The organism is Streptomyces sp. NPDC127119 (assembly GCF_042677425.1).
Taxonomy (GTDB): Bacteria; Actinomycetota; Actinomycetes; order Streptomycetales; family Streptomycetaceae; genus Streptomyces.
The window spans coordinates 20,976-47,874 of sequence record NZ_JBHXTO010000067.1 but is presented as its reverse complement, the minus strand read 5'-3'; the positions used below and the strand labels follow the sequence as shown (position 1 = coordinate 47,874).

The following is a 26,899-nucleotide window of genomic DNA, read 5'->3' as shown; positions in this document are numbered from 1 at the left end:
CCCGCCCGTTCTCCCGCCGGGGCCGGTGGCGGCCCCCGCCCCCTTGGGGGGCCGTGCCCCGCCACCGTCGTAGTGCGGGCGGACCGTCGTAGTGCGGGCGGACCGTCGCAGTGCGGCCGGACCGTCGCAGTGCGGCCGGACCGTCAGCGGTCCGCGTTGCGCGACCGCAGGTCCTCGACGCCCGCTTCCGCTTCCGTCCCGTCGAGGGTGCCTGCCGGCTCCGGCTCGGCGGTGTCCGGCACCTCGTCCTCGATGTCGTCCAGGTCGTCGATGCCGTCATCGGCGTCGTCGTCGAAGACCGCGCTGACGTCGAAGCGGCACACCACCTGGTGGGTGTCGGCCTGGTCGAACGGGGCCTCCAGCCACTCACCCGGGTCCGCCGGTTCGTCCGAGGCGGTCACCCACAGCGTCGAGTCGCCCTCCTCCAGGCCGAACTCCTTGTGCCGGGAGGCGATCTCGTCGGGCTCGAACTCGCCGAAGAGGACGCCGAGCGCACCGTGCACGGTCCCGGACGCGGCGTCGAAGCCCGCCGTCACCGCCCCGGACTCCTCGACCGCCTCGACCCGCTGGGCCTGCGCCAGCAGCCGCTGCGGTTCCACCACCGCGTAGTCCCGGCGGATCAGCACGCTCAGCGCGTTGGGCTCCTCCGGCCCGGTGTACGGCGGCAGGGCGTCGTCCGAGCCGGGGATCTCGAAAGGGGTGACCTCGTCGTAGCGGTCGTAGAGAAGCTCGTCGTACTCCTCGGCGGCGGCCGCCAACTCGTTGAACGCCTCGTAGACGGCCGGGTCGTCCTCACCCGACCTGCGCTCGACCGCCGCCAGGTGGCGGTCGAGCGCGGTCTTGACCGCCTCGGCGGCGGCGCGTACCTCGGCAGCGGTGGGCTGCGCAGCATCAGACATAGTGCAGACGCTATCCGTACCGGGCCTCCGCACGCACAATAGATGCGATGCCGGAATACGAATTTGTCAACGTGTATGTGCCGCGCGGGGTCTCCCGCAAGGAAGCGGCACGCCTGCTGACTGACCACGCGGAGTACGGACACTGGGAACTGGACCGCCTCAGCCTGCATACCGACGGCAGCCGCAGGGTGCGGCTGCGCCGGCGGATCATCCGCCAGGTGCGCGCCACCTGGTGACACGGGAAGGCTGAAACGGAGCGGGCCCGCTCGTGCGGGACCCGCTCCGTCCGACCTGCCGGGGATCAGTCGCTCACGCCGAGGCGCGTGCCTTGCGGTAGAGCACGGCGCCCGCCAGCAGCGCGCCCGCGCCCACGGGGAGCACGAGGCCGAGCGGCACATCGGCGCCGGTCTGCGCGAGGTGCGCGGAACCGTCGGGGCGGCCGGCGGCCCGGTCGCCGAGGGCGTTCGCGCCCGTGCCGTTCGCATCCGAGGCATGCGCGTTCGAGGCGTCGGCGTTCGAGGTGCCCCCGCCTCCGTGTCCCGACGAACCGGGCTGCCCCGAGCCGTCCGACTCCCCCGGCTTGCCCGGCCCGCCCGGCGTACCCGGGTGCCCTGCGTCACCGGGCTGTCCCGGCCCGCCCGGCGAGCCGTGCCCGCCATGCCCGCCGTTTCCGCCGTGCCCGCCGTTTCCGCCGTGCCCGCCGTGCCCGCCGTGCCCGGGAGTCGTGGTTCCGTGCCCGCCGCGGCCGGTGTTCCCGCAGGCGTTGCCCGTGGCCGTGTTGCCGACTCCGGCGACGGAGACGCTGTTGCCGCAGACGTTCACCGGTACGTCGACCGGGATCTGCACATGGTTGCCGGAGCCCACGCCGGGCGAGCCTCCGGTGTGACCCCCGGCGTGCGATCCGGTTCCACCGCCCGAGCCGCCGTGCCCGTGGTGGCCGGAGCCGGTCCCCTTGCCCGCCCCCTTGTTGCTGCATTTGTTGCCGACCGCCGGGTTGAGCACGCCGACCACGTTCACGGTGTTGCCGCAGACGTTGACGGGCGCGTGCACCGGCGCCTGTACCGAGTTGCCGGAGAGTACGCCCGGGGAGCCCGAAGCGGTGCCGTGCGCCCCCGAGTCGGCGTGGGCGTAACCACCGGTGGCCGCGAGGACCCCGGTCGCCGCCGCCACCGTCATCAGGCCTTTGCGGGTGACCTGTCGCATAGCTTTTCCCTGCCCCTTGTGAACCGTGTGGTGCGCGATATCGCGGTATACGAAATGTCGGCGGCCCCGGAGCGCATGGCACGCACTCCGGGGCCGCGGACTCAGACCCTCATGGATTCAGACCTTCATGGGATGCAGGCCCTCATGAGGTGAGCACATCGTCAGACGTCGAGCACAGGGTCAGACGTTGGTGCAGGTGTTGCCGAAGGCGGGGTTCAGCAGCCCGATCACGGAGACCGTGTTGCCGCAGACGTTCACCGGGATGTGGATGGGCGCCTGGACGACGTTGCCCGAGAGCACGCCCGGGGAGCCGACAGCAGCACCCTGCGCACCGGCGTCGGCAACCGCAAGACCCGCACCGGCGAGAACGAGGCCACCCGTGGCAGCCGCAGCGGCGACGATCTTCTTGATCATTGTTCCTCCTAGTTGGCAAATGTGATCCCAGCCGCGGATCACATCAGCAGTAACGAGGAGGGAGTAATAGGGCTACGAGCTTATGAGCGCATTCACTCTTCTCAGTCGGCCCCGTACGCGCTGGCGATTATTGGAGTGTCGTTTCAGCGGTTTATTTCAGGAGGCCTCGATGAAGCGGTCGAGCACCCGCACACCGAACTTCAGGGCGTCGACCGGGACCCGCTCGTCGACACCGTGGAACATCCCGGCGAAGTCCAGCTCCGGCGGCAGCTTCAGCGGGGCGAAGCCGAAGCAGCGGATGCCGAGGTCGTCGAAGGACTTGGCGTCGGTGCCGGCGGAGAGCATGTACGGGACGGCCCGCGCGATCGGGTCCTCGGCGATCAGCGCGGTCTGCATGGCGTCCACGAGGGCCCCGTCGAAGGTGGTCTCCAGGGCCTTGTCCGCGTGCACGTCCTCGCGCTTCACGTTCGGGCCGAGGATGCGGTCCAGGTCGGCGAGGAACTCCTCCTCGTACCCCGGCAGGTAGCGGGCGTCGATGTGCGCGGTCGCCTGGCCCGGGATGACGTTCACCTTGTAGCCCGCGCCCAGCTGGGTCGGGTTGGCGGTGTTCTGGAGCGAGGCGCCGATGAGCTTGGCGATCCCGCCGAGCTTGGCCAGCGTCGCGTCCATGTTCTCGGGGTCCAGCTCGGTGCCGAGGGCGTCGCCCAGCTCGTCCAGGAAGTGCCGCAGGGTCTTCGTCACGCGCACCGGGAACTTGTGCCGGCCGAGCCGTCCCACGGCCTCCGACAGCTCGGTGATCGCGTTGTCCTTGTGGATCATCGAACCGTGCCCGGCGGTGCCGTCCACGGTCAGCTTCATCCAGTGCATGCCCTTCTGGGCGGTCTCCACCAGGTACAGCCGCAGGTTCTCGTTGACCGTGAAGGAGAAACCGCCGACCTCGCCGATCGCCTCCGTCACGCCCTCGAAGAGGTCGGGGTGCTTGGTGACCAGGTGCTTGGCGCCGAACGTGCCGCCCGCCTCCTCGTCGGCCAGGAAGGCCAGCACGAGGTCGCGGGGAGGCTTGCGACCGCTGCGCATCCGCTCGCGTACGACCGCGAGGGTCATCGCGTCCATGTCCTTCATGTCGACCGCGCCACGGCCCCACACGCAGCCGTCGGCGATCTCGCCGGAGAACGGGTGGTGCGTCCAGTCCTGGGCGTTCGCCGGTACGACGTCGGTGTGGCCGTGGATGAGCAGTCCGGGCCGCGAGCGGTCCTCGCCCTCGATCCTGACCACCGTGGAGGCGCGGCCCGTGTGCGACTCGAAGATCTGCGGTTCGAGACCCACCTCGGCGAGCTTCTCCGCGACGTACTCGGCGGCCTTGCGCTCGCCCGGGCCCGAGTGATCGCCGTAGTTGCTGGTGTCGATCCGGATCAGCTCGCGGCAGAGGTCGACGACCTCGTCCTCACCCTTGATGCCCTTGGTCGTGTCCTGCTCGCTCACGTGCTTCCTCCCACTGTCACTGCTGGTGGTCACCCACGTCCTTCTCCCTCATCCTCTCTCTCCGTTCCTCCCCGCCCAAGGCCGGACCACGCCCGTCACACGCCGTTCACGCCCGCCGCCCGGCCGGCGCCCCGTGATCGGGGGCTCTCCAAAGCCTGGTAATGTTTCCTTCGTCGCCGCGAGGGGAACCCCGCGCGACAGACACCTTGTCCGGGTGGCGGAATGGCAGACGCGCTAGCTTGAGGTGCTAGTGCCCTTTATCGGGCGTGGGGGTTCAAGTCCCCCCTCGGACACCAGCTGTAGCAGTCACACGAGTCAGCAAGCGAAACCCCACTTCAGGTGGGGTTTTCTGCTTTTCGGCCTCATGGGCGGACCGGTCGGCCCGGCGAAGCCCCTCACGCGTGTCGTACGGGGTGGGCGGCCTCCCAGGCCGCCTCGATCATCTGGAAGATCTCGTCCACCGCGGCCTGCGGATCGGCCTCCTCACGGGCCAGCGCATAGGCGTCGACCACGAACCTCGCGATCGCCCGGCCCGCCGTCGCGGTCAGCGCCAGTCCGGGATCGGCCGCCATGGCCGTCGCCAGCGTCTCCGCGTGGCGCAGCCACATCGACTCCTCGTACTTCCGCAGAGCGGGCGATTCGTCGATCATGCGCCAGACCGGGGCGGCGGTGTCCGCCGTGCAGTGCCGCACCAGTGCCTGGATCTCGTGGCGCAGCGCGGGGATGAGCGGCTCGTCCGGCGACCGGCCGGTGACCGCCCTCGTCAGGCGCCGCTCGAAGTCCTCGTCCTGCTCGAACACCAGGGCCTCTTTGGCCGCGAAGTGGGAGAAGAGCGTGGTCACGGCCACATCGGCCTCCGCGGCCACCTCACGGATGCCCACCGCGTCGTACCCGCGCTCCAGGAAGAGCCGCATGGCCGCGTCGGCGATCTTCTGGCGGGTCGCGGCCTTCTTGCGCTCACGACGTCCGGGCGGCACAGGCACGGTCATACGTCGAGACTATCAGGTACAAATATGAAACGAGTACGAAAGTGAAGCAGATTCAAAACACTAACCGTTAGTGTTACCGTCCATCGCATGAAGAAAGTGAGCTTCGCCGAGTTCGGCGGTCCGGACGTCCTGCACCTCATGGATGCCGAGGAACCCCATGCGGGTCCCGGCCTGATACGCGTCGCCGTGCGGGCGGCGGGCGTGAACCCCGTCGACTGGAGGGTCCGTGAGGGCCAGGTCCTGGGGGCCCATCCGATCGAGCTGCCCGCAGGCGTCGGGATCGACGCCGCCGGAGTGGTGGACGAGGTCGGCGAGGGGGTCCAAGACGTCGAGGTCGGCGACCACGTGTTCGGTGAGGGCGCCGGCACCTACGCCGAGTTCGCCGTGCTCTCGGCCTGGGCCCGCATGCCCGAGGGCCTGACGTTCGAGGAGGCCGCCGGATATCCCTCCGTGATGGAGACCGCGCTGCGCGTCATCCGTGAGGTCGGCGTGCGGCCCGGACAGACGCTCCTGGTCAGTGGCGCGTCCGGCGGGGTCGGATCGGCGGTGCTGCAGATCGCCCGCGCCCGCGGCATCACGGTGATCGGCACCGCCGGGGCCGCGAACCAGGACTACCTGCGGAGCCTGGGCGCCCTCGCCTCGACGTACGGCGACGGCTGGGTCGAGCGGGTACGGCGGCTCGGCCGCGTCGACGCAGCCCTCGATCTGGCCGGCTCGGGCGTGATCCCCGAACTCGTCGAGCTGACCGGCGACCCACGGAAGGTGATCTCCATCGCCGATCTCGACGCGCCGGGGCTCGGCGTCCGGTTCTCCGGCGTGGCCGGGAGCGTGCCGGACGCCCTGGCCGAAGCCGCCGCGCTCATCTCGCGGGGGGAACTCCACATCCCGGTCGAGAAGTCGTACCCGCTCGCCGAGGCCGCGGCGGCGCACATCGACAGCCGAGCCGGTCACACCCGTGGGCGGCGGGTCCTGATCGTCTGAAGCAGCGCCTTCAGGCCGGCGGAGACGTCGCGCACTCCGCCCACACCGTCTTGCCCGGGCCCACCCGGTCCCGTACGCCCCAGTGGGTGGCGAGTGCGTCGACGAGGAGCAGGCCTCGGCCCTGGCCCTCTTCCGGGGGTGGGGTTCTGCGGGTCGGCAGGGCGGGGTGCGTGTCCGTCACCTCGATGCGGATCACGCCTCGCGCCTCGCCCCAGGCCAGGTACAGGGCGAAGTCCCGGCCCGGCACCCGGCCGTGCAAGGCCGCGTTCGCGGCGAGTTCGGCGACCACCAGCACCACCGTGCCGTACACCTGCGTGCCGTACGGGTGGCCCCACTCCGTGAGTTGGTGCGCCGCGAGCAGTCGGGCCAGGCGCGCGCCGCGCCTCGTGGCGGAGAAGCGCTGCGCGAACGTGCGGGTCGGCTGCGCGGGGGCGGGGATGTAGGGGGCTTGCATGTGCGTCAGCCTGCGGGGCGCGGCGGGGCCGCCGACAGGCTCGGCGCCGATACAGATCCCGTTGTACGGGTTCACTCTCTGGACTGGGACGGTCGCTGTACGTAACCATTGATCAGCTCAGCGGCACAACAGCACAGGGGAAGGCGGCTTCGATGGCGACGGCTGACAACGGCGGCGGGGCGGGCGGGGGTTGTGAACCGGAGGTGTCCGACAGCCTCAAGACCTTCGGTGCGGTGCTGAAAGTCCTGAGGGAGGAAGCCCGGCTCACGCAGGAGCAGTTCGCGCCACTCGTGCGGTACTCGACCGCGTACGTCGCCAAGATCGAGCAGGGCAAGCGGTTCCCTCCCCGGGAGTTGCTGGACCGGTCGGAGGAGGTGTTGGGCCCCGTCGCGGCACGGGTGTTGGGGGCCGCGGCCCGCAGCCTCACCCGTAAGGCGGGGCTGGCGTCCTGGTTCCGCCAGTGGGCGGGGGTCGAGGAGGAGGCCATCTCCTTGTACGCGTACGAGTGCCGGGTGATTCCGGGCCTGTTGCAGCCAGAGCCGTACATCCGGGCCCTTTTCGAGCGCTATCTCCCTCCGCTCACGGATGAGCAGTCCGACCTTCAGGTGGCGGCTCGGATGGCCAGGCAGCAACTCCTCGTCGAGCGCCCGAACACGTCGTTCAGTTTCGTCGTGGAACAGGCGGTTCTGGAGCGTCGGATGGGCGGTGTCGCGGTGACGAAAGTCCTCGTGGAGCACCTGCTCTCAGTCGGCCGCTACCGCAATGTGGAGCTGCAGGTCATGCCATCGCTGCAGGAGGAACACGCGGGCGCCGAGGGGGACATGTACCTCGCCGAGACGGCCGGTCACCGATGGGTCGGTTACGTCGAGGGGCACAGCAGCAGCCTGCTGATCACCGACCCAAAAGCCGCAAGTCACATGCTTCAGCGCTATGGCAAAATGCGCTCGCAGGCCCTGAGCCATCAGGCCACAGCCAGCTTGCTGGAACAGATGCGAGGAGCGCTATGACTGCCAGTGAAACGACCTGGTTCAAGAGCAGCTACAGCGGTGGCGGTGGCGACAACTGCATCGAGGTCGCGGTGCGCACCGCGACCGTCCACGTGCGGGACTCGAAGGACATTCGGAAGCAGTCGCTGGCCGTCTCCCCAGACGCCTGGACGGCGTTCGTCGCCGTGTTTCCGGCAGGTGTGGGGCAGATCTCGTCAAGGTGACATAACTCCATGTCAGAGGGGTGTGGAGGCCGGTCAGCGGGGTCCGTACGGGCCCGTTCGCGTCGCTGTGGCGCGAGGCCGGGGCTAGCGTCGTACTAAAATTCCACGCTTGTTCGGAGCTGAGTGGAATATCCCCAGGCATACCTGCGGGCCCGCCGGCTCCCCCGGTGCATCCGGGTACGACATGTGAGGACCCGATGGCAGCCCTCCAGCATGGCCCCGCGTTCCAGTTGTCCGACGACGAAGTACGGGCCGAGTTCGGCGACCGGGCGCGGTTCTCCGCAGCCTCCGCACCCTCTCCGCGCACGCTCGTCGACATCCTCGACGCCTCCGTGCGCGCGTATCCCGACGAGCCCGCCCTCGACGACGGCCGGGAGGCCCTCACCTACCGCGCTCTCGCCATAGAGGTCGAGGCGCTGCGGCGACGGCTGAGCGACGCGGGCGTCGGCCTCGGCGACCGTGTCGGTGTGCGCGTGCCGTCCGGCACCAATGAGCTGTACGTGGCCATTCTGGCCGTACTGGCCGCCGGGGCCGCCTACGTGCCGGTGGACGCCGAGGACCCGGACGAGCGCGCCGAACTGGTCTTCGGCGAGGCGGACGTACGCGCCGTCGTCGGGGCCGGGCACGAGCTGACCGTCGAGGGGCGGAGCGAGGTGCCGGCCTCGCGGCCCGGGGTCGGGCACGACGCGTGGATCATCTTCACCTCCGGTTCGACCGGCAAGCCCAAGGGCGTGGCCGTCAGTCACCGCAGTGCCGCCGCCTTCGTGGACGCCGAGGCCGGTCTCTTCCTCACCGAGGACCCCATCGGACCCGGTGACCGGGTCATGGCGGGGCTCTCCGTGGCCTTCGACGCCTCCTGCGAGGAGATGTGGCTGGCCTGGCGCTACGGGGCCTGCCTGGTGCCCGTACCGCGCTCCCAGGTGCGCAGCGGCGCCGATCTCGGGCCGTGGCTGGTCGAGCAGGAGATCACCGTCGTCTCCACCGTGCCGACGCTGGCCGCCCTGTGGGAGCCGGAGGCGCTCAACGAGGTACGGCTGCTGATCTTCGGCGGTGAGGCCTGCCCGCCCGAGCTGGTGCAGCGCCTGGTCACCGAGGGGCGTGAGGTGTGGAACACCTACGGGCCCACCGAGGCGACCGTCGTGGCCTGTGCCTCGCTCATGACCGGCGAGGAGCCGATCAGGATCGGGCTGCCGCTCGACGGGTGGGAGCTGGCCGTCGTCGACGAGGCGGGGAACCCCGTGCCCATGGGTGGCAGTGGGCAGCTCGTGATCGGGGGCGTGGGGCTCGCCCGCTATCTCGATCCCGAGAAGGACGCCGAGAAGTACGCCCCGCTCGAATCGCTCGGGTGGGAGCGCGCGTACCGCAGTGGTGACCTGGTCAAGGCGGAGCCGGAGGGGCTGATCTTCCTCGGGCGGGCCGACGAGCAGATCAAGCTCGGCGGGCGCCGGATCGAGCTGGGCGAGGTGGACACCGCTCTTCAGGGGCTGCCCGGGGTGGCCGGAGCCGCTGCCGCCGTGCGCACCGCGCGCGGCGGGAACCAGCTGCTCGTCGGCTACGTCGTGCTCCAGGACGAGGTCCAGGAGCAGGTCAAGGAGGATGTCCAGGAACAGGTCAGGGAACAGGTCCAGGAGGACGGGGCCGACGGCGGCGGCTGGGATCACCCCCCCGCCGTCGAACGGCTGCGGGCCGAGCTGCCCGCCGCTCTCGTCCCGCTGATCGCGCTCGTGCCCGAGCTGCCGACCCGTACGTCCGGCAAGGTCGACCGGGACGCGCTGCCCTGGCCGCTGGAGAACCTGGAGACCGGCGGACCCACCGAGCAGCTCTACGGGACCGAGGCCTGGCTCGCCGAGCAGTGGAGCGAGGTGCTGGGCATCCCGGTGGGTTCCGCCCGGGACGACTTCTTCGCGATCGGCGGCGGAAGTCTCGCCGCGGCCCTGCTCACCACACGGCTGCGCACCCGCTACCCGAGCGCCGCCGTGCTCGACATCTACCAGCAGCCGGTGCTGCGGAAGCTGGCCCGGCATCTGGAGAAGTCCGCGCAGGGCGACGGCGCCGAGCGGCTGATCGCGCCGGTCCCGGCGCGCGCCAAGGTCGTGCAGCTGCTGGTGCTCCTCCCCCTGTTCGCGCTGCTCGGGCTGCGCTGGACCGTGGCGCTGGCCGCGCTCGGCAACGCGCTGCACTGGTTCAGGGCGTACCCGTGGGCGCCGACCGCCTCCTGGTGGCTGGTCGCCCCGCTGGCAGCCCTGCTCTTCAGCCCGCCCGGACGGCTCGCGATCGGGGCCGGCGGGGCGCGGCTGCTGCTGAGGAACGTGACGGCGGGAGAGTATCCGCGCGGCGGGAGCGTACATCTGCGGCTGTGGACGGCCGAACGGCTCGCCGAGTTCAGCGGGGCGACCTCGCTGACCGGGTCCTGGCTCGAACGGTACGCGCGGGCGCTGGGCGCCAAGGTCGGCCCGGACGTCGACCTGCACTCGCTGCCGCCCGTGACCGGCATGCTCAAGCTGGGCCGCGGTGCCGCCGTGGAGTCCGAGGTGGACCTTTCGGGGCACTGGCTGGACGGCGACCGGCTGGAGATCGGCCCGGTCAAGGTGGGCGCGCACGCCGTGGTCGGCACCCGGAGCATCCTCTTCCCCGGCGCGCGGGTCGGAAAGCGGTCCGAGGTGGCCCCCGGCTCGGCGGTCTCCGGGCAGGTGCCCACCGGTCAGCGGTGGGCGGGCTCGCCCGCGGCCAAGCTCGGCAAGGCCAAGCGGGACTGGCCCAAGGAGCGCCCCCAGAAGGGCACGTACTGGCGGGTGATGTACGGGGCGACCGGGTTCGCGCTGACGATGCTGCCCGTGGTGTCGGGGCTGGCAGCGCTGCTCGTCGTGGGCGCCTTCGTGGCGCCGGACGCCGGGCTCGCCGACGCGCTGCGGGGCGCCGCCGTGGCGCTGGTGCCGGCGACCCTCGCCTTCGGTCTCGCGTTCGCGCTGCTCCTGCTGGTCGCCGTGCGGCTGCTGAGTCTCGGGCTGCGGCCCGGTACGCATCCGACGCACAGCAGGATCGGCTGGCAGGCCTGGACCGTCACCCAGCTGATGGACCGCTCCCGGGAGACCCTGTTCCCGCTGTACGCGGGACTCGTCACGCCGGTGTGGCTGCGGCTGCTCGGCATGAAGATCGGGCGGGGCGCCGAGGTGTCGACGGTCCTCGCGCTGCCGAGCCTGACGACGGTCGGCGAGGGCGCGTTCCTGGCCGACGACACGCTCACCGCGCCGTACGAGCTCGGGGGCGGCTGGATGAAGATCGGGCGGGCGGAGATCGGGCGCCGGGCCTTCCTCGGGAACTCCGGGATGACCGGTCCTGGCCGCTCGGTGCCGGACGGCGGTCTGGTCGGGGTGCTGTCCGCGACGCCGAAGAAGGCCAAGAAGGGCAGTTCCTACCTGGGGCTGCCGCCCGTCAAGCTGCCGCGCTCCACACAGGACGGCGACCAGAGCCTGACGTACGACCCGCCCGTGCGGCTGCTGTGGGCCCGCGGGCTCGTCGAGCTGTGCCGGATCGTGCCCGTCTTCTGCTCGGCGGCGCTCGCCGTGCTGACGGTGGCCGCGCTGAGCGCGCTGGGGGCGTGGGCCTGGGCGCTCGCCGGGCTGGTGCTGCTGGGCGCGGGGGCCGCCGCCGGGCTGCTGTCCGTCGTCGCGAAGTGGGTCCTCGTGGGGCGTCACCGTGCCGGTGAGCACCCGCTGTGGAGCGGTTTCGTGTGGCGCAACGAGCTGGCCGACACCTTCGTCGAGGTCGTCGCCGTGCCGTGGTTGGCCGGGTCCGTGCCGGGTACGCCCGTCATGAACCTGTGGCTCCGCGGCCTCGGCGCCCGGATCGGCAAGGGCGTCTGGGTGGAGAGCTACTGGCTGCCCGAGACGGATCTGGTGACACTGGAGGACGCGGCGACGGTCAACCGTGGCTGTGTGCTGCAGACCCACCTCTTCCACGACCGGATCTTGAGGACGGATACTGTGGTCCTCCGTGAGGGCGCCACCCTGGGTCCGGGCGGAATCGTTCTGCCCGGCAGCACCGTCGGGGCGCGCAGCACACTGGGACCCGCGTCCCTCGTCATGGCGGCGGAATCCGTTCCCGACGACACCCGTTGGCTGGGCAACCCGATCGAGGCGTGGCGTTCCTAGGCGTCGCGTTCCCAGACGCGGCTCGTACGGCGCCCGGGAGGCGATGCCGGCACACCGTACGAGCACAGCGCAGGGAGCAGATACTTCAGTGGTTCAGCAGACAGTGGGAGCGGATCCGTACTTCCCGGCGAACGGGGACCCCCGTTACCGGGTCCATCGGTACGAACTCGCCCTGGACTACCGTCCGGGACCCAACCGGCTGTCCGGCACCGCGCGCCTGAACGCCATAGCGGGCCGGTCGCCGCTCGCCGAGTTCCAGCTGAACCTCGCCGACTTCCGGATCGGGCGGGTCCGGGTCGACGGGCGGACGACGCACTACACGCACCGGGGCGGGCGGCTGCGGATCCGCCCGGCGAAGCCGCTGCGGGCCGGGGCCGCGTTCACCGTGGAGATCCACTGGTCGGGCAACCCCAAGCCGGTACGCAGCCCGTGGGGCGGCATCGGCTGGGAGGAACTGGAGGACGGGGCGCTGGTGGCGAGCCAGCCGGTGGGGGCGCCGTCCTGGTACCCGTGCAACGACCGGCCCGCCGACAAGGCCTCGTACCAGATCGCCGTGACCACGCCGTCGGCGTACTCGGTGGTGGCGGGCGGGCGGCTGCTGACACGTACGCCCAAGGCGTCCACGACCACGTGGGTGTACGAGCAGGCGGCGCCGACGTCCAGCTACCTGGTCGGGCTCTCCATCGGCAAGTACCAGACCGTGCTGCTCGGTGACCCGGGACTGGGCGGGGTGCCGCAGTCCGGGCACATTCCGGCACGGCTGCTCACCGAGTTCTCGCGGGACTTCGCACGGCAGCCCGCGATGATGACGCTCTTCGAGGAACTGTTCGGGCCCTACCCCTTCGGCGAGTACGCGGTCGTGGTCACCGAGGAGGAACTCGATGTGCCCGTGGAGGCGCAGGGGCTCTCACTGTTCGGTGCGAACCATGTGGACGGCGGGCGGGGGTACGAACGGCTGGTCGCGCACGAGTTGGCGCACCAGTGGTTCGGGAACAGTGTGAGCATCGCCGACTGGCGGCACATCTGGCTGAACGAGGGGTTCGCGAAGTACGCGGAGTGGCTGTGGTCCGAGCGGTCGGGTGGGCGCAGTGCGCAGGCCCTGGCCGGGATCGCGCATCGGGGGCTGGCCGGGAAGCCGCAGGACCTTCGGCTGGCCGATCCCGGGCGGAAGCTGATGTTCGACGACCGGCTGTACGAGCGGGGCGGGTTGGTGTTGCACGCCGTGCGGTGCGCTTTGGGGGACGAGGCGTTCTTCCGGATGTTGCGGGGGTGGGTGACCGTTCATCGGGGTGGGGCGGTGACCACGGCGGCGTTCGTGGCGCATGTGGCTCGGTATTCGGCGGAGCCGTTGGACGAGCTGTTCGCTGCGTGGGTTTTCGAGGGGGCGCTGCCTGCGTTGCCCTCGGCGGGGGTGGGGATTCCTGAACGGCCGTCTTATCCGCCTAGCGGGGGGTGACGGCGGGGCCCCCGGGGGGGTGGCGGTGGTTTTGACGTGCGGGAGCGTCGTGGCTGAGCGCGCCGTTCCCCGCGCCCCTTAGGGGGTGGGGGTGAGCGGTATTTTTTGACCTGCGGGAGCGTCGTGGTTGAGCGCGCAGTTCCCCGCGCCCCTAGGGGGTGGGGGTGACCGGTGTTTGTGACGTGCAGGTCCGTCGTGGTTGAGCGCGCCGTTCCCCGCGCCCCTGGAGGGGCGGGGGGTGGGCGGCGTTTTTGACCTGCGGGAGCGTCGTGGTTGCTCGCGCCGTTCCCCGCGCCCCTTAGGGGGCTAGCGGGGGACCTTCAGGGTGTCCCAGGTTTTCTTGCCTGGGATTCCGTCCGCGTCCTTGCCTTTGAAGCCTTGTTTTTGTTGCCAGGCCGCGTACGACTTGCGGTCCGATTCCGTCCAGTCGGGGCCCGGGCCGGACTCGTAACGGCCGCAGCCTTCCGCGACCAGGCGGCGGCCCATCGCCGTGATGACGGCCGACTTCTGGCCCACGTGGAAGAAGGCGCTGCCCGGGAAGGGGACGTACGACGGTTTCGGGGGCGTCGCCGGGGGCTTGGGCGAAGTGGGTTTGCTCTTCAAGCGGGTCGCTATGCGCGTGCGCATGCTGTCCATCGTGAAGCCGCGCGGGTCGACCTTCCCGGGCTGCCACTCCTTGTGGCCGATCACGGACCGCTCGCTCCAGCCGTGGGCGCGGCAGATCGCGGCCGAGACCTTCTCGATGGCCTCCTTCTGGACCTCGGGCCACGGGTCCTTGCCGTCGCCGAGGTTGATGCACTCGAAGCCGTAGAAGTGCCGGTTGCCGTCGGTGTCGGCCTCGTTGTCGGACGGGAGCTTCGTCTCGTTGACGACGGCTCGCAGGACGTCTCCGTCGCCCAGGCCCGCGTGGTTGGCGCGGCCGTTGCCGACCAGATGGACATGGCCCTTCTTGTCGATGACCCCGTGGCACAGGGGGCCGGGCAGGCTGGAATAGCCGTCGTAGCAGATGTCGACGGAGGCTGCGGTGCCCGAGGTGACGGTGTGGTGGATCATCACGCCGTTCATGGGGCCCCAGGCGCCCTTGCTGTTGCGGTTGTGGCTGCGCCAGCTGCGGATCTCGTGGACCGTCAGGCCCTCCGCGCGCAGGATCGCCACCAGTTTGGAGGCGGTCAGTGGTGTGGCCATGGCTTACTTCTCTCCTTGCGCGTCTGCGTCTACGGCGGCGTCCGCGGCGTTCTCCGCCTCCGCGGTGGTCTGCGACCTGCCGCCCGACGGGTCGGCGGCCTCTGCCCGCTGTTCCTCCTCGCGGGCCCGCGCCTCCGCCGCGAGCGTCGCCTCGTCCGCCGCCGGGACGTCGGTGGCGAGCGGCGCGAAGGCCAGGCGCAGGTCCACGGCGCCCGCCTCGCCCTTGACCAGGGCCAGCGGCGCGAAGTGGCGGGTGATTCCGGCCGGTTGCCGGAGCAGGGGCCTGCGGGAGCCGTCGACCGGCCATTCGACTCCGCCGGTCGCGGTGCGGGCGGGCACGGTCCAGTGGTCGCCGGTGCGGTAGGCGCCGCCCTTGGCGAAGTACACCTCGATGCCGTCCTCCAGGGGCAGCCACTCCCCCTCCGTGACGGGAACCGCCCCGCCCCGCAGGGTTGTCGTGCGGCCCTTGCGGCGCGGGCCCTCGTGGTGGTCCCAGCGGCGCAGGAACGGGTTCAGGTGCGGCAGCCGGCCGACGCCCGGCTCGGGCTCCGCCGACAGGCGTACGCGGCGGCCGGGGAGGTCCAGTTCCTCGACCCTCAGCAGGGGCAGGGGTTCGAGGCGGGAGGCGTACGCGGTGTCCGTGAACTCCACGCGGTCGCCCACGTCCAGGTCCAGTTTGTCGTCGTGGCCGAGGGACGCCAACTGGACCCAGGTGCCGTCCAGTTCGTCCACCGGGAAGACCACGGAACCGTTCTCGCGCGACCACTTGTACGAGGCGTCCTTCGCCGCGCCGCCCGCGTGGATCTCGACCCGGTACAGCTGGTTCTCCGGGCCGCGGTAGCGGGCGTCCGGCTTGACCAGGCAGGGGTCCTCGTCGGCGTGTCCGGGGCGTTCGGCGCGGGCGGCCAGGCGGGACGAGGAGACGGTCCGCCTGCGGGCCCAGCGGGCGAAGGCCTCGCGGACCGTGTCCTTCGACGGGTCGGAGGCCTCGATGTCCAGGTCGGCGAGCGCCAGTGGCAGGACCTGCCAGACCACCTTGGCCCGGGCGGCGGTGTCCGGCATCGCCGCGCCGAGCGCCACCTCGCGCAGGGCCGGGTCCTCGGCCGCGGTGACCGCGCGCTCCCAGACCTGGAGGTAGGCGACGAAGGGTGCCCGGGCGGGCGAGGGCAGCCGGTCGCCGGGCTTCTCCGCGTCGCGGAAGCCGTCCGGCTGGTCCCAGTAGGTCCAGTGCGGGTCAGGCTGCGCGGCGCCCTGTCCGTCGGTGTCGGCGCTGTCCGTGCCGTCCGTACCGTCCTCCGCGTCCTCGTCCGGTACCGGGACTCCGGCGGCCGGGCGGTCCGCGTCGCACAGGATGCCGTCGACGTAGTACCGGCCGCCGTGGATGAGGAGGGTGTCGATGTCGTGCTTGCCGCCGACGTACTCGATCCGGAAGCCGGCCGCGTCGCGCGGTCCGCCGTGCGGGCCGATCAGGTCGGTGGTGAGCGCGCGGGCCTGATGGAGCTGGATCGCGGTCTGTTCGTTGGCGTCGGCGTCGAGCTGGACGCGGCCCTGCTGGACCAGCACCGCCGAGTAGTGCCGCTCCGGGCGGAAGGTGGAGCGGGAGAGGTCTGCGTGCATGAAGGGTGTCCCCCTGGTCGGAAAGTGCGGTTCGTCGAAGTCGTGGGGCGGAGCGAGGTGGGGCGGGCCTGCTCGGGCGGGTCTACGTCACGAAGAAGATCCCGGCGTCCGTTCCCGCGGGCGTGTACTCCGCGAGCCGGGCCCGCAGGTTGTCCTCGCGCTGGGGCCGGTACAGGTCGTGGAAGGCGCCGAGTTCGGCCCCGTCCTCCGCGCCGCGCCGGATCTCCTCCGCGACCCGGTCGGCGAGCAGCCCGTACCAGGGCGTCCCGTAGCGCGTCGACGTGAACCGCGGACGTACGCGGGAGGCCTGGCCGGGGCCCGCCTCACCGGCCAGGTCCGGCTGGCAGCGGTACCTGCGGGGCGTACGGGAGCCGGTGGGCACGTACGAGAAGCGCAGGCAGCCGATGCCCCGGCGGGCCACGTGGAGGCGGCCGGTGAAGAGCGAGTTCTCGGCGATGCGGACCGCGTGCGTGTGGATCTCGCCGATCACGGTCGTGCGGTGCAGGTGCAGGACGGCGTGGGCGTGCCGGCAGTCGGGGGCGGAGAGTGCCTCGCGGTCGTCGGCGGTGGCGTCCAGGACGCTGTCGCGCAGGTGGATGTCGAGGGGCTCCTCGGAGACCTCGTCGCCGATGACCTCGATGGTGCCGAGGATGCTGTGCTCGATCCGGAGGCACGCGGTGGTGCGTTCCAGGACGATGCTCGGCTCCTCCGGGGAGTGCGGGTCGCACTCCGGCTCCAGGGACCAGCCGGGCACCAGCGTGCAGTGGCGTACGACGACGGCGCCCATCGGGCCGGTGACGTTGATGCCGCGGCCGGTGACGAGCAGCCCGTCGAGCACGATCCGGGGCCGCTCGCCGGGGGCGCAGTCGTCGGAGACGGCACGGATGTTGAGGGCGTCGGGGCGGTTGCTGTACCAGTCGAGCAGCCGGATGACGGGCCTGGTGCCCTCCGCCGCGCGCAGTTCCAGCCGGTCGCCCGGGTCGAGGTCGAAGTCCAGCTGTTCCTGGTAGGCGCCGCTCTGGGTGATCTCGATGATGCCCTCGGGGCCGCAGCGGCCCGCCCGGCGGTCGTGCTGCCAGGCCCGGTAGGCGTCCATGATCTGCCGGTGGCTCTGGCCGGGGCCGACCCGGAACACCGTGGCGTCGGGGCGCGGTTCGCGGTCGCGTGCGTACTCGCCGCCGCCCAGGTCCGCGCCGGACGCGTGGTGGTAGTCGACCCAGACTCCCTTGCGGGGCGCGGTCCGTGCGCCGAAGGCGATCCGGCCCAGCTCCGGGTCGACCGCGACCTGGCCGCGCTTGGGCCGGTAGCGCCACTCCGACAGGTCGGCGACCACGATGTCGGAGGGCGGTACGGGCCGGTCCTCGCCGTCGCGCCGGATGACGAAGCTCTTACCGGGCCCGTAGAGGTCGGCGAGCCGGTCGTGGAGACGGCGGCGGCGGATGAAGGCGGGAACGTTGTCGATCTCCGCGATGTGGTGCGGTGAGGGCTCGGGGACCGGCCGGGTGACGAGCGGGGTGTCGTTGCCGAGGATGGAGAAGGTGTAGAGGTTGCGGGCCCGGTCGACGCAGTACGCGGGTGACGACGTCAGCGAGTGCGCCTTGAGCCGCCAGACGTACAGCCCGACGCCCGCCGGGGTCCAACCCCCTTGCCGGTGGCGGGAGTCGGCCCTGCGTACGTCGGCCGAGCGGGCCACCTCGCCGAAGGGGCCGCCCGCCAGGTCGAGCGCGGAGCCGTTCCGCAGGTCGGCGAGCCGTCCGCGCGTGCCGCGACCCGCCGCGCTGGTTCCTCCGGCCCCGTACAGCTTCACGGGCTGCTGGTGGGAGAGGTGGCGGGAGAGTTCGACGGCGCGTGCGGGCCAGCCCGCCACGTTCTCGGAGAGTTCTTCGAGGAGGTGGAGGGTGCCCTTGCGGCGGCGGTTCGCGACCGTGGCGGCGACGTCGGCGCGCGGCGCGACGGCCTCGGTGAGCGCGGCCGGACTCCCGCCGCGCAGACCGGTGGTGAGGACACGCTCGTAGCCGGGAAGGGTCCGGTAGCCCACCAGGTCGCCGAGGTACGGCAGCGCCCAGGGGGCCGCCGTCTCGACGAACAGGTCCTCGTATCCCTGCTCGACCCCTTCCCGTACGAGGTCGAGCTGTTCGGCCATGACGGCGAGCAGCGCGCGCAGGGGTTCGCCCTCCTGGGCGTCGCGCAGCCGGTGCCACTGGGGAAGCAGCTCGGCGAGTCCGTCCGGTTCCCTGGACATCAGTTGACCTCCGTCAGAATCAGGGTGTCCGCGGCCCTCGGTGACAGCAGGGCGAGCTGGGCGGGGCGGATACCGCGGAAGACGTACACCGAGCGGCCCTTCGCCAGGCGGCGGGTGTCGGTGATGTCGGGGTTGAGGCGCAGGAGTTCGGCGAGCGGCACCCCGTACCGGCCGCAGATCTCCGACAGCGTCTCGCCGTCCTTCTCGCGGACGGTGTGGGTCTTCTCGTCGTACGTGGCTCCGCGCGCCGGGACCGTCGCCTTCGGCAGGCCGGGGTCGGCGAGGAGCCGGGTGAGCTCTCCGGCGGTCGTGGAGGCCGCCACCCCCGTGAAGACGTCGACGTCCACGTAGTCGACGCCGGGCACCCGGTGGGCCGTGGCGAGGATGGCGGAGAGGCGGGCGGGCCGCCCCAACTCGCTTCCCTCGTAGCCGAGTTCGCGCAGGAGTGCCTGGCGCAGGCGGGGTTCGACGAGTTGCCAGGAGTGGTCGGGCGACACCTTCACCTTCGCGGACACGAGGAGCGCGACGAGTTCGCGGGCGTCCACGCGGACCGGCAGGTTCGGGTCGCCGTACTCGGTGAGGGCGGCGCGCAGGGACCGCAGGAGGGGCGAGTCGCCGCCAGCGGTCCCGGTCCCGGTTCCGGTTCCGGCGATCGGCACGTCGTCGGTGCCCGCGACCGTCACGTGCAGCACGCGCCGCCGCCCGTCGAAGAGTTCGCGCGCGGCGGCCCGGCCGACGCCGGCCCGGGAGCGGGCGAAGTCCTCGTAGTCGGCCTCCGACACCAGGCGGTCGAGGGCCGAGACGGCGAGGGGGATCGTGCGGCGCGTCAGGGCGGGCCCGTCCGCGTCCGCCCCGCCGGTGGCCGGGCGCGGGTTGGTGACCGCGGAGACACCCAGGGGCCGGGTCAGGGCCTGAGTGACGCGGCCCGCGGCGACATTGGCGGCCCGGCCCGTGCCGAAGCGGTAGCGGGCGTGGATGTTCTCGTGGCCGCCGGGCAGCCGGGCGCCGTGAACGCCGTCGCCGAAGGTCACGGTGGTGCGGCCGTCGGCGGTGCTGCCGGTGATGTAGACGCGTTCGCGCGGGCCGCGCCCGGCGAGGCTGTCGACCTCGTGCCAGAGGACACCGTCGGCCCGGACCTCCAGGACCGGTGTGGCGCCGAGCGGGTTGTCGTCGGCGAGCCAGGTGAGGGGCGCCTGCCAGAGCGCGAACGTCTGGTTGGCCCGGTCCGGGTCGCCGCTGCCGATCGCCTCGTCGCGGGACTCGCCGTGCGTCGCCTCGACCACGTTGCCCAGGACGCGCACGCTGTCGCGGCGGTAGCGGTACGCGAGGTCCGTCGTGAGCGTCAGCTCGGTGTGGACGTGGTCGCCGGGCAGGGCCGGGTCGATCGCCGGTTCGGCGGCGGCGACGGTGACGACCTCGGTGGCCCGTACGGCCGTGGCACCCGGCAGGTCGCTGCGCTCTCCCTCGACGATCAGGGTGCGGCCCGGCCTCAACCCGTCGTACAGCTCGGCGAGTTCGATCTCGTTGCCGTGCACGTCCTCGCCGAGCGGTTCGTCCGCGAGGCGCAGTGGTTCGCCCGCCGCGTGCACGGTGGTGTCGCGGATGTGCGACAGCAGGACGTCGAACTCGTCCAGCCACGGGTCGGCCAGGACGAGTTCGGTGCCCCGGCCGGTGATGCCGTAGTTGGTGTACGCGGCCGTCCGCGCCGACACGACCTTCGTGGTGACGTACGCGAGAGCGGGATCACCCGGGATGCCTCCCTCGGCCCCCTTGGTGGGACGCTGGACCGCCACCCAGCTGCCGACCGTGATGTTGTCGCGCACCGAGTCCAGCTGGAGCAGGCGGCGGTTGGCGGGCGCGGGCTTCGAGGCGACGACCACCTCGACGTTCGGGGCGGCGCTGCCCACGGTGTACGTGAGGCTCACCTCGTACTCGCCGTGCGTGAACCGCTCCGGGACGCCGGGCCGCAGGGTGACCTCTTCGGTGGTGCCGTTGTGGATGCCGACGCGGAGCACGCCGTCCGCGTCGGGGCGTGACACGAAGAGGGTGCGCTCGGGCAGGCCCGCCCGCAGGACCGCGGTGACGCCCGGCTCCTGCGCGTCGGTGGGCCGCCTGGTGAGCCGGCCCGGTTCGCGGTCCTGGCCCGCGTGGGTGGACAGGTCCACCTCACCGGTGCCGAGGCGGAAGGTGACCGGCACGGTGACGGGCAGGTTCTCCGCGCGCTGGTCGGAGCTGCTGCCCTCGACGTACTGGAACTCCGCCCTCACCGGCGCCCTGCCCGCCGTGTCGAACACGACGCGCATGCTGACCAGCAGGGCGCCGGTGAGGGGCCAGTCCGCGGTGCGGATGACCCGGCCCCGGTCGTCCTGGACGGGTTTGAGCGGGGCCGTCGCGCCGAAGGGGGCGGTGGTCACGCGCAGGGCCAGCAGTTCACGCAGGAGCGGTGGGGTGCCGGGGGCGGTGGCCGTGCGCCAGGCCGGGTAGAGGCCGCTGAGTCCGGGGTCGAGGACCGAGAGCAGGCGGGCCGTGTCCGCGCCGGGGCGGCGGGGGCGGGTCGCTCGCGCGGTGGGCGCCGGTGCCTTGCCGCGGAGGGCGGGCAGCACGGCGCCGAGTGCCTGGAGGGCGGCCTCGTGACGGCCGGTCGCGGACGCGGACACCGGCGTGCTCAGGGCCGTCGGCGCGCTCCGGGCCGCCGCCGTCGTGGAGCCCTCGCCCTCGCTCTCCCCCTCCCCGTCCCCGTCCCCGTCCCCGTCCCCGTCCCCGTCCCCCGGAGGGATCGGCTGGGAGGGGGCCAACTCCAGTGCTCTCTCGGACAGTTCGGCGAGCACCGCTTCCAGCTGCTCGAACCAGGCCGCCACGTCCTCGTACGGGGTCGCGAGGATCTGGGCCTCGCCGAGGCGCGCGACGGGTTCGGCGAGGCGGGCCGCGAGGCTCTCCGGTGTGCCGATGCCGTCCAGGTCGGCGCGCAGCGGGGCGAGGACCTGGTCGTCGAGGTCGTCGATCAGGCGGCTGACCGGGCGCGGGTTGGGCACCTCCGGTGTGGGCGGTTCGTCGCCGGGCTCACCGGGGGCGGCGGGCTCGGTGGTCCAGCGCCGTACCTCGTCGACGAGTTCACGGAAGGTGGGCGGCGCCGACCGGGGCAGCCCGATCGCGGTGATCTCGTCGTCCCGGTCGACACGGACGCTCGCCACGGGGAGCAGCAGCCTTTGCGCGCCCGCCTGTTCGCCGAAGACGAAGAGCAACTGGTCTCCGACGGCGAGGGAGTTGGCCGTGCCCTCGACGAACAGCGCGGAGCGGCGTTCCAGGTCCTCGGGAGTGACGAGGGAGGGGCGGCGGCGCCGGACCTTCAGCTCGTTCCAGTCCCAGCGGGCCGTCAGGTCACGGCTCGTCTCGAAGGTCTGCGACTGTTCGTCGGCGGACGCGGGCACGCTGTGGCTGCGCGCGCCCCGCGGGACGACCACGGACAGGGTCTCGGCGCGCGGGTCCCGTTCGAGGCTGTACGCGAGATGGGTGGCGGCGGCGACACCCGGACGCGGCCGGTGGCCGACGAGGCGGCCGAGCAGCACCAGGGAGCGGTGTTCGTCGGCGGTGCGCAGATAGGCCTCGTCGGCGATCCGCTCGGAGTGGAAGGTGAGCAGGTCGCCCAGGACGGCAGTGGCGTCGAGCAGGCCGATCGCCGGGTCGTCCGGGGTGCGGACCGTCAGGCCCCGCAGCGCCGGGTACGCGGGTGAGGCGAGGCGGTCGAGCAGGGCGGCCAGGAAGGAGCCGTGGTCGCCGACGCGAAGGTCGAGGGCGGTACGGCCGGGAGGGTTGTGGAGCGGGGCGGGGGCGAGGCGTTCGTCGTGACCGCCGCACGCGCCGCCGCCGCACCCGGTGCCGGCACCGGGCCCGTTTCCGTCGCCGCATGCTCCGCCGCAGGTGCAGTCGTCGCTCATCGGGCACCTCCGAGGGATATCGTCAGCCGGCCGTTCTCCGGCCGGTCGGGGTCGTTGTCGCAGGTGGCGATCTCCAGCGGGCCGAGCCGCAGCACGCCGTCCTCCCTCTCTCCTCGGTCCTCGTGGAACTGCCTGCGCAGCCGGGTGACCTGGACGCTCTCCACGCCCGGCACCGCCGCGGCGACGGCGACCAGGCGGCTGAGCCGGACCGGTTCGCCGAAGGTGAGCGCGTCCGGGTGGAAGAAGCCGAGCCGTCCGCCGGGGAGGCGGCCCCGGCCGAGCACGCGGTACAGCTCGGCCAGGATCTGCCCGTGCTGATGGCCCGGGACCGCGCAGACCCGCAGGGCGATGTCGAGCGGCACGGACCGGGCGGCGCCGACGACGAGGTCGTGGCCGATACGGCGGTACGCCTCCAGGGCCTGGGTCACCTCGGCGAGCAGCCCCGGAGAGGAGTCCCCGGTGCCGTACGCGTCCACGGCGATGTGGGCCTCCTGGCCGCTGCCGGTCCAGCGGAGTGTGGCGGCGGCCCGCTGGACGCCGGGCAGGGCGGCGGCGAGGGCCGCGTAGTCGTCCGCGGTGACGGCGCGCAGCCTGGTGCGGCGCAGGTCGAGCGGGGCCGACTGGCGTACCTGCTCGACCGGTTCGGGTTCCGTGCCGCCTGCGGCGGGCAGCGGGTTGCGTACGCCCGCCACGGGCGGCGGCTCGCAGTCGGCGGTGAGCACGAGGTGGTTGATGGCCTCGGCGCCCACGTTGCCCGCGGTGCCGCCGCCGAGCCGGTAACGGAGTTCGAGCCGGGTGCCGGGGGTGGGCCGCGCGGCGTGCCGGCCGTCGCCGAAGCGGAGGGCGAGGCGTCCGTCGTCCTGCAGTTCACCGACGAAGTGGCGGTCGCGGGGGGTGCTGTCGAGGAGGTCGCGGCGTGGTTCCCAGATCACGTCGTCGTGGTGGCCTTGGTGGTGGCCGTGGTGGTGGCCGTGGTGGTGGCCGTGCTTGTCGTCGCCGTTGTGATCGTACTGACCGTCATGGCCGTGATGGCCGTGATGGGCCTCGTGCAGCCGGACGGCGGGGAGGGCCTGGCGCGGGTCGTGCCGGAGTGCCGCCGAGGCCGGGCCCCGCAGGACCTGTTCGCCCGGGTGCAGGCCGTCCGCGTACGCGGGTCCCCAACTGTGCGCGATCTCCCAGGCGATGTGTCCGTCGAGGACCGTCCCCGCGCGGGCCCGTGCCGTGAGCACCTCGACGCGCCGGAGCTTGGCGTGGAGCAACCGGTCGCTGAGGAAGAGGAGTTCACGCAGGGCGCGGACCGGGTGGCGGCGCAGTTCGAGGCGCTCCAGGACCTTCAGGCCGTACAGCACGGTGAGTTCGGCGATCTCCTGCTCGCCGAGCCCGTCGCGGTCGCGGGCGCTGCGCCACAGTTCGGTGAGCCGCTGCTCGACCCGTCCCGGGATGGCGGCGATCCGGTCGGCCTGGCCGGTGGCGACGACCCCAGGTTCCGGGTACGGCACGGCCTGGGTGACGGGCGAGCGGCCGAGCACGGGCCGGAAGCGGGGTGCGATGCCCGGGTACACGGACTGGGCGAGCAGTGTCCGCAGCGCCGCGGCCTGGGCGTACGCCGTGCCCGGCACGACCTGCCCCTCGCTCGCCGTCCCGCCGCGGCCTGGGCGCCGCCCGGTGAGTTCCAGGCCGAGTCCGGCGCGTACCGTCGCGTCCTCGCCCACCACGGCGAACAGCTCGTGGACATCGTCGGGGGTCAGCGGTTCACCGCAGTCCGCCTTGTCCGTGAGGGAGTTGACGAGCCGGGCGGGGCCGTTGCCCTCGTCGGGGTCGGCGCAGCCGAAGGCCGGTGTGCCGCAGGAGCCGCCGACGGCGGGACCCGGCGGTACGGTGACCGTCTCCGGGAGGCCTTCGCCGCGCGGGTTGAGGGAGCGGCCGTGGTCGACGAGGACGACGTTGCCGCGGGCGACCGTCACGTCCTCGACGGGCTCGCAGCCGCGTCCGCCGCGCGTGGTCAGGCACAGCGGGAAGCGCAGTGCGTCCGTGGCGGCCCAGGTGACCTCCAGGACCGGCTGGTCCTCGATCCGGTCGACGGCGGGGGTGACGGAGGTCAGCCGGACCACCTGCCGGTGGGCGGGGTCGGCGTCGCCGGGGGTGCCGGTGCGCGGCCCCTTCACCTCCTCCAGAACCAGCAAGTCACCTGCGCGCAGGCCGAGTCGGCGTTCCTCGCAGGTCTCCGTGTCGCGCCACTCGTCGCGCAGGGTCGCGGCCGTCGCACCCCTGGGCAGGGAGCGCACCTCGCCACCCCAGGTCCACAGCCGGATCGTGTTGTGGGCGGACCGCAGTTCCAGCGGGTCGGCGGCCACGACCGGTTCGAAGACCTCCACGGACCCGCGCTCGTCGAGGTCGGCGAGGTCCCCGTCACCGATGACCGTGCCGGGCGCCGGACGGTCGTGCGGGTCGAGGGAGCGGACGTCGACGGACGCGAAGCGGTACGTGCCCGGGGGCAGCGTGTGGTCGCCGGCGCTCTCCACGGTGACGTAGGCGCGCGCGTTGCAGCCGTCGTGCATCGCGTAGTCGATGAGCCGCACATGCCGGCGGACCGAGACCCGGCGGCGCGCGGTGTCGAGATACGCCTCCGTGGCGACGGCGTCCTGCTGGTAACTGATCTGGTCGCCGGTGTACGCGAGCATCTCGACCAGCGTCGTACCGAGGTCGGCGGGGCTGCGCTCGAGCCAGTCGGGGGTGGTGAGGGCGAGCCGGTCGAGGAGCAGCTTGCGGATGGTGTCGTAGTCGCGGGCGGTGTAGTCGACGACGGGCGCTTCGGGGAACGCCTGGGCGGGTGACAACTCGTGGCCGTACTCGTGCTCGTGCCCGTGCTTGCAGTCGAAGGGGCTCGGGCAGTCGGGCCGGAAGGTGAAGGAGGCGCCGTGATAGCGCTGGTCGAAGCCGCGGTACGGCTCGGTCCCGGGACGCCCGTACGGGTCGGTCTCCACCAGGGAGAGCCGGTAGCGGGACGAGTCGCCGGTCCGGTCGAGGGTGACGTACAGCCGGTCGTCGAGTTCGGGGTCCTCCTCGCGCTCGACGCCGATGTCGACGACGGTGATGCCGGTGAGCCCGTCGACGCGCCGGCCGCCCTCGATACGTACGTTCTCGGCGCACAGGCCGTGCGGGGCCTTGCCGAGGAAGGTGACGGTGAGGGTGAGTCCGTCGTCGCTCACCTCGACCGCGTCGACTCCGTTGAGCTGGGCGGCTCTTGCCTTCGCCCGCCGGGAGGCGGTCGTGCCGCGGGTCGTGCCGGAGGCCGTCATGCCGCGGCCCTCCCTTCGAAGACGTCGTCGCGGCGCGTCCCGGTGGAGCGCACGGCGTAGGAGAGGTGGACCCGAATCGTGTCGTCCTCGCTCACCACGTCCAGGTCCTCGATCTCGACGAGGTCGCCGAGCCAGCGCTGCAGGGAGGCCTGCACGGACAGTTCGAGGGTGCTGGTGAGTTCGGGGCTGTTGGGCGCGAACACCAGGTCGAGCAGTCCGCAGCCGAAGTCGGGGCGCATCACCCGTTCGCCGGGGCTGGTGAACAGCACCTGCTCGATCAGGTCGCGGACGTGCTCGTCGTGGCGCGCGTGCGCGGTACGGCCCCGGCGGTCGGTCCTGAAGGGGAACGCGATGTCGGTACGGGGGCGGGTGCGTGGGCTCATCGGACGGTCACCTTTCGCCGGTCGGCCTGGACGACGGGCGGCCCCTGCGGCACGAACGCGGCCGTGAAGCACTCGGCCGCGGAGATGTCGAGCAGGACGGGCGAACCGCCGGCCGTCACCCCGGTGCTCCCCGCCGTCCAGCGGACGGAGACACACGGCTCGGGCACCCCGTCGACGGTGTGCGGGCAGCCGGTGACGACGTACGCGTGGGCGGCCGTGGCGACGGGATGCCCGTCCATCAGCACGGTGGAGCCGGATGTGGTGGCGGTGGTGGCCCGCCCGCCGTGCGGGCAGCTGATCACGGCGCCTGCGCCGAGCAGGCTTCCGGACGCCCCTGTCGCTCTGGACACTTGATGGTTCCCCCGTCTTCCGTTCACTGTCGTTTCTGCACCGCTGCGGCAGTCGCCCTGGCCATGGCGGTCGCCGTCTCTGTCTCTGTCGCTGTCGCTATCGCTTCGAGAGCACGGTCAACTGGCCCTCGTTGATGGTCACTTCCCTGCCGCGCAGGACGACCTCGGCGCCCGCGCCGGTCGCGATGACCACGGCGTCCTTGGTGATACGGATGTACGCGCCGCCCTGGGCCTGGAGCAGAATCCCCTGCTCGGCACCGGCGGTGTCGCTCATCACGAGCTTGTGCGCGAGGGGCGTCTGCACGACCACGGGCTTGTTCGGCGAACCGGCCTGGAGCTCGCGGCGCGCGTCGGGCGGCAGCTCCTCGGCGGCCCCGTACCAACACCCAGTCCAGATGGGGAAGCTGGGGTCACCCTGCTCGAACTCCACCCAGACACCCGCGTCGGGCGGCGGCACCACGAACTGTCCCGACTCCGGCCCGGTGAAGGGCAGACAGGGCAGCGCCCAGGTCGACGGCTCGTCGCCCAGGACGTCCGGGACCTCGGCCCTGACTCGCCCGATCCGCAGCGGGTCGTCGTTGTCCACCACCCGGCCGCGGAACTTGCCGAGGTAGCGATTGCCGGTTGCCGCCATGCTGAACTGCTCCTG

Annotated in this window: 20 protein-coding genes and 1 tRNA gene; 7 read left to right on the top strand and 14 right to left on the bottom strand. The window is 72.2% G+C overall.

The features are described 5' to 3' along the window. Positions 1-143: 143 nt before the first annotated feature. Positions 144-899 carry a hypothetical protein gene (locus ACFVH5_RS25710; RefSeq protein ID WP_385836133.1) on the bottom strand — a complete coding sequence of 252 codons (756 nt, stop codon included), beginning with the start codon at positions 897-899 and terminating at the stop codon, positions 144-146. A gap of 47 nt (positions 900-946) precedes the next feature. On the opposite strand from ACFVH5_RS25710, the gene ACFVH5_RS25705 reads away from it, so the two are divergent. Then, positions 947-1,135: a DUF5703 family protein gene (locus ACFVH5_RS25705; RefSeq protein ID WP_107021061.1), complete on the top strand. Its 189-nt coding sequence runs from the start codon at positions 947-949 to the stop codon at positions 1,133-1,135. 73 nt (positions 1,136-1,208) lie between these two features. Here ACFVH5_RS25705 and ACFVH5_RS25700 read toward each other — a convergent pair whose 3' ends face one another. The 3 genes from ACFVH5_RS25700 to ACFVH5_RS25690 all read right to left on the bottom strand — a co-directional run bounded on the left by ACFVH5_RS25700 (position 1,209) and on the right by ACFVH5_RS25690 (position 3,998). After that, positions 1,209-2,102, bottom strand: a complete 894-nt coding sequence (locus ACFVH5_RS25700) for a chaplin (RefSeq protein WP_385836132.1) — start codon at positions 2,100-2,102, stop codon at positions 1,209-1,211. Between the two features lie 180 nt (positions 2,103-2,282). Continuing rightward, the gene (gene chpH, locus ACFVH5_RS25695; protein ID WP_107021063.1) at positions 2,283-2,516 is read right to left on the bottom strand and encodes a chaplin ChpH; all 234 of its coding nucleotides are present in this window, start codon (positions 2,514-2,516) and stop codon (positions 2,283-2,285) included. 156 nt (positions 2,517-2,672) lie between these two features. Then, on the bottom strand, positions 2,673-3,998 hold the full coding sequence (locus ACFVH5_RS25690; protein WP_385836131.1) for a M20/M25/M40 family metallo-hydrolase: 1,326 nt from the start codon (positions 3,996-3,998) through the stop codon (positions 2,673-2,675). Positions 3,999-4,206: 208 nt separating this feature from the next. On the opposite strand from ACFVH5_RS25690, the gene ACFVH5_RS25685 reads away from it, so the two are divergent. After that, positions 4,207-4,294, top strand: a tRNA-Leu gene (locus ACFVH5_RS25685). Positions 4,295-4,393: 99 nt separating this feature from the next. Here ACFVH5_RS25685 and ACFVH5_RS25680 read toward each other — a convergent pair. Beyond that, complete coding sequence (locus ACFVH5_RS25680; RefSeq protein ID WP_385836135.1) at positions 4,394-4,981, bottom strand: TetR/AcrR family transcriptional regulator; 588 nt, start codon at positions 4,979-4,981, stop codon at positions 4,394-4,396. Positions 4,982-5,074: 93 nt separating this feature from the next. Between ACFVH5_RS25680 and ACFVH5_RS25675 the strand changes: the two genes are divergently transcribed. Continuing rightward, positions 5,075-5,968, top strand: coding sequence for an NADP-dependent oxidoreductase (locus ACFVH5_RS25675; RefSeq protein ID WP_385836130.1), 894 nt, complete (start codon positions 5,075-5,077; stop codon positions 5,966-5,968). A 10-nt stretch (positions 5,969-5,978) separates the two neighbouring features. Here ACFVH5_RS25675 and ACFVH5_RS25670 read toward each other — a convergent pair whose 3' ends face one another. Then, positions 5,979-6,422: an ATP-binding protein gene (locus ACFVH5_RS25670; protein ID WP_385836129.1), complete on the bottom strand. Its 444-nt coding sequence runs from the start codon at positions 6,420-6,422 to the stop codon at positions 5,979-5,981. Between the two features lie 152 nt (positions 6,423-6,574). On the opposite strand from ACFVH5_RS25670, the gene ACFVH5_RS25665 reads away from it, so the two are divergent. The 4 genes from ACFVH5_RS25665 (at position 6,575) to ACFVH5_RS25650 (ending at position 13,239) form a co-directional block, all read left to right on the top strand. Further along, positions 6,575-7,429: a helix-turn-helix domain-containing protein gene (locus tag ACFVH5_RS25665; protein WP_385836128.1), complete on the top strand. Its 855-nt coding sequence runs from the start codon at positions 6,575-6,577 to the stop codon at positions 7,427-7,429. Next, positions 7,426-7,632 (top strand): DUF397 domain-containing protein, encoded by a 207-nt coding sequence (locus ACFVH5_RS25660; protein WP_385836127.1) that lies wholly within the window; start codon positions 7,426-7,428, stop codon positions 7,630-7,632. The genes ACFVH5_RS25665 and ACFVH5_RS25660 overlap by 4 nt, the downstream gene beginning before the upstream one ends. 197 nt (positions 7,633-7,829) lie before the next feature. Next, positions 7,830-11,783: a Pls/PosA family non-ribosomal peptide synthetase gene (locus ACFVH5_RS25655; protein WP_385836126.1), complete on the top strand. Its 3,954-nt coding sequence runs from the start codon at positions 7,830-7,832 to the stop codon at positions 11,781-11,783. Between the two features lie 43 nt (positions 11,784-11,826). Further along, positions 11,827-13,239 carry a M1 family metallopeptidase gene (locus ACFVH5_RS25650; protein WP_385836124.1) on the top strand — a complete coding sequence of 471 codons (1,413 nt, stop codon included), beginning with the start codon at positions 11,827-11,829 and terminating at the stop codon, positions 13,237-13,239. Between the two features lie 306 nt (positions 13,240-13,545). On the opposite strand, the gene ACFVH5_RS25645 is transcribed toward ACFVH5_RS25650, so the two are convergent. From ACFVH5_RS25645 to ACFVH5_RS25610, 8 genes are all read right to left on the bottom strand, one after another. Beyond that, positions 13,546-14,424 (bottom strand): peptidoglycan-binding protein, encoded by an 879-nt coding sequence (locus tag ACFVH5_RS25645; protein WP_385836123.1) that lies wholly within the window; start codon positions 14,422-14,424, stop codon positions 13,546-13,548. 3 nt (positions 14,425-14,427) lie between these two features. Next, positions 14,428-16,041, bottom strand: coding sequence for a DUF6519 domain-containing protein (locus tag ACFVH5_RS25640; protein ID WP_385836122.1), 1,614 nt, complete (start codon positions 16,039-16,041; stop codon positions 14,428-14,430). A gap of 82 nt (positions 16,042-16,123) precedes the next feature. Continuing rightward, positions 16,124-18,283, bottom strand: a complete 2,160-nt coding sequence (locus ACFVH5_RS25635; protein ID WP_385836120.1) for a hypothetical protein — start codon at positions 18,281-18,283, stop codon at positions 16,124-16,126. Beyond that, positions 18,283-22,218, bottom strand: coding sequence for a putative baseplate assembly protein (locus tag ACFVH5_RS25630; protein WP_385836119.1), 3,936 nt, complete (start codon positions 22,216-22,218; stop codon positions 18,283-18,285). The genes ACFVH5_RS25635 and ACFVH5_RS25630 overlap by 1 nt, the downstream gene beginning before the upstream one ends. Continuing rightward, on the bottom strand, positions 22,215-25,517 hold the full coding sequence (locus tag ACFVH5_RS25625) for a putative baseplate assembly protein (protein WP_385836118.1): 3,303 nt from the start codon (positions 25,515-25,517) through the stop codon (positions 22,215-22,217). The genes ACFVH5_RS25630 and ACFVH5_RS25625 overlap by 4 nt, the downstream gene beginning before the upstream one ends. Next, positions 25,514-25,900, bottom strand: coding sequence for a GPW/gp25 family protein (locus tag ACFVH5_RS25620; protein WP_385836117.1), 387 nt, complete (start codon positions 25,898-25,900; stop codon positions 25,514-25,516). The genes ACFVH5_RS25625 and ACFVH5_RS25620 overlap by 4 nt, the downstream gene beginning before the upstream one ends. Continuing rightward, the gene (locus tag ACFVH5_RS25615; RefSeq protein ID WP_385836116.1) at positions 25,897-26,250 is read right to left on the bottom strand and encodes a hypothetical protein; all 354 of its coding nucleotides are present in this window, start codon (positions 26,248-26,250) and stop codon (positions 25,897-25,899) included. The genes ACFVH5_RS25620 and ACFVH5_RS25615 overlap by 4 nt, the downstream gene beginning before the upstream one ends. Positions 26,251-26,347: 97 nt before the next feature. Next, positions 26,348-26,884, bottom strand: coding sequence for a phage baseplate assembly protein V (locus tag ACFVH5_RS25610; RefSeq protein WP_385836115.1), 537 nt, complete (start codon positions 26,882-26,884; stop codon positions 26,348-26,350). Positions 26,885-26,899: the final 15 nt, after the last annotated feature.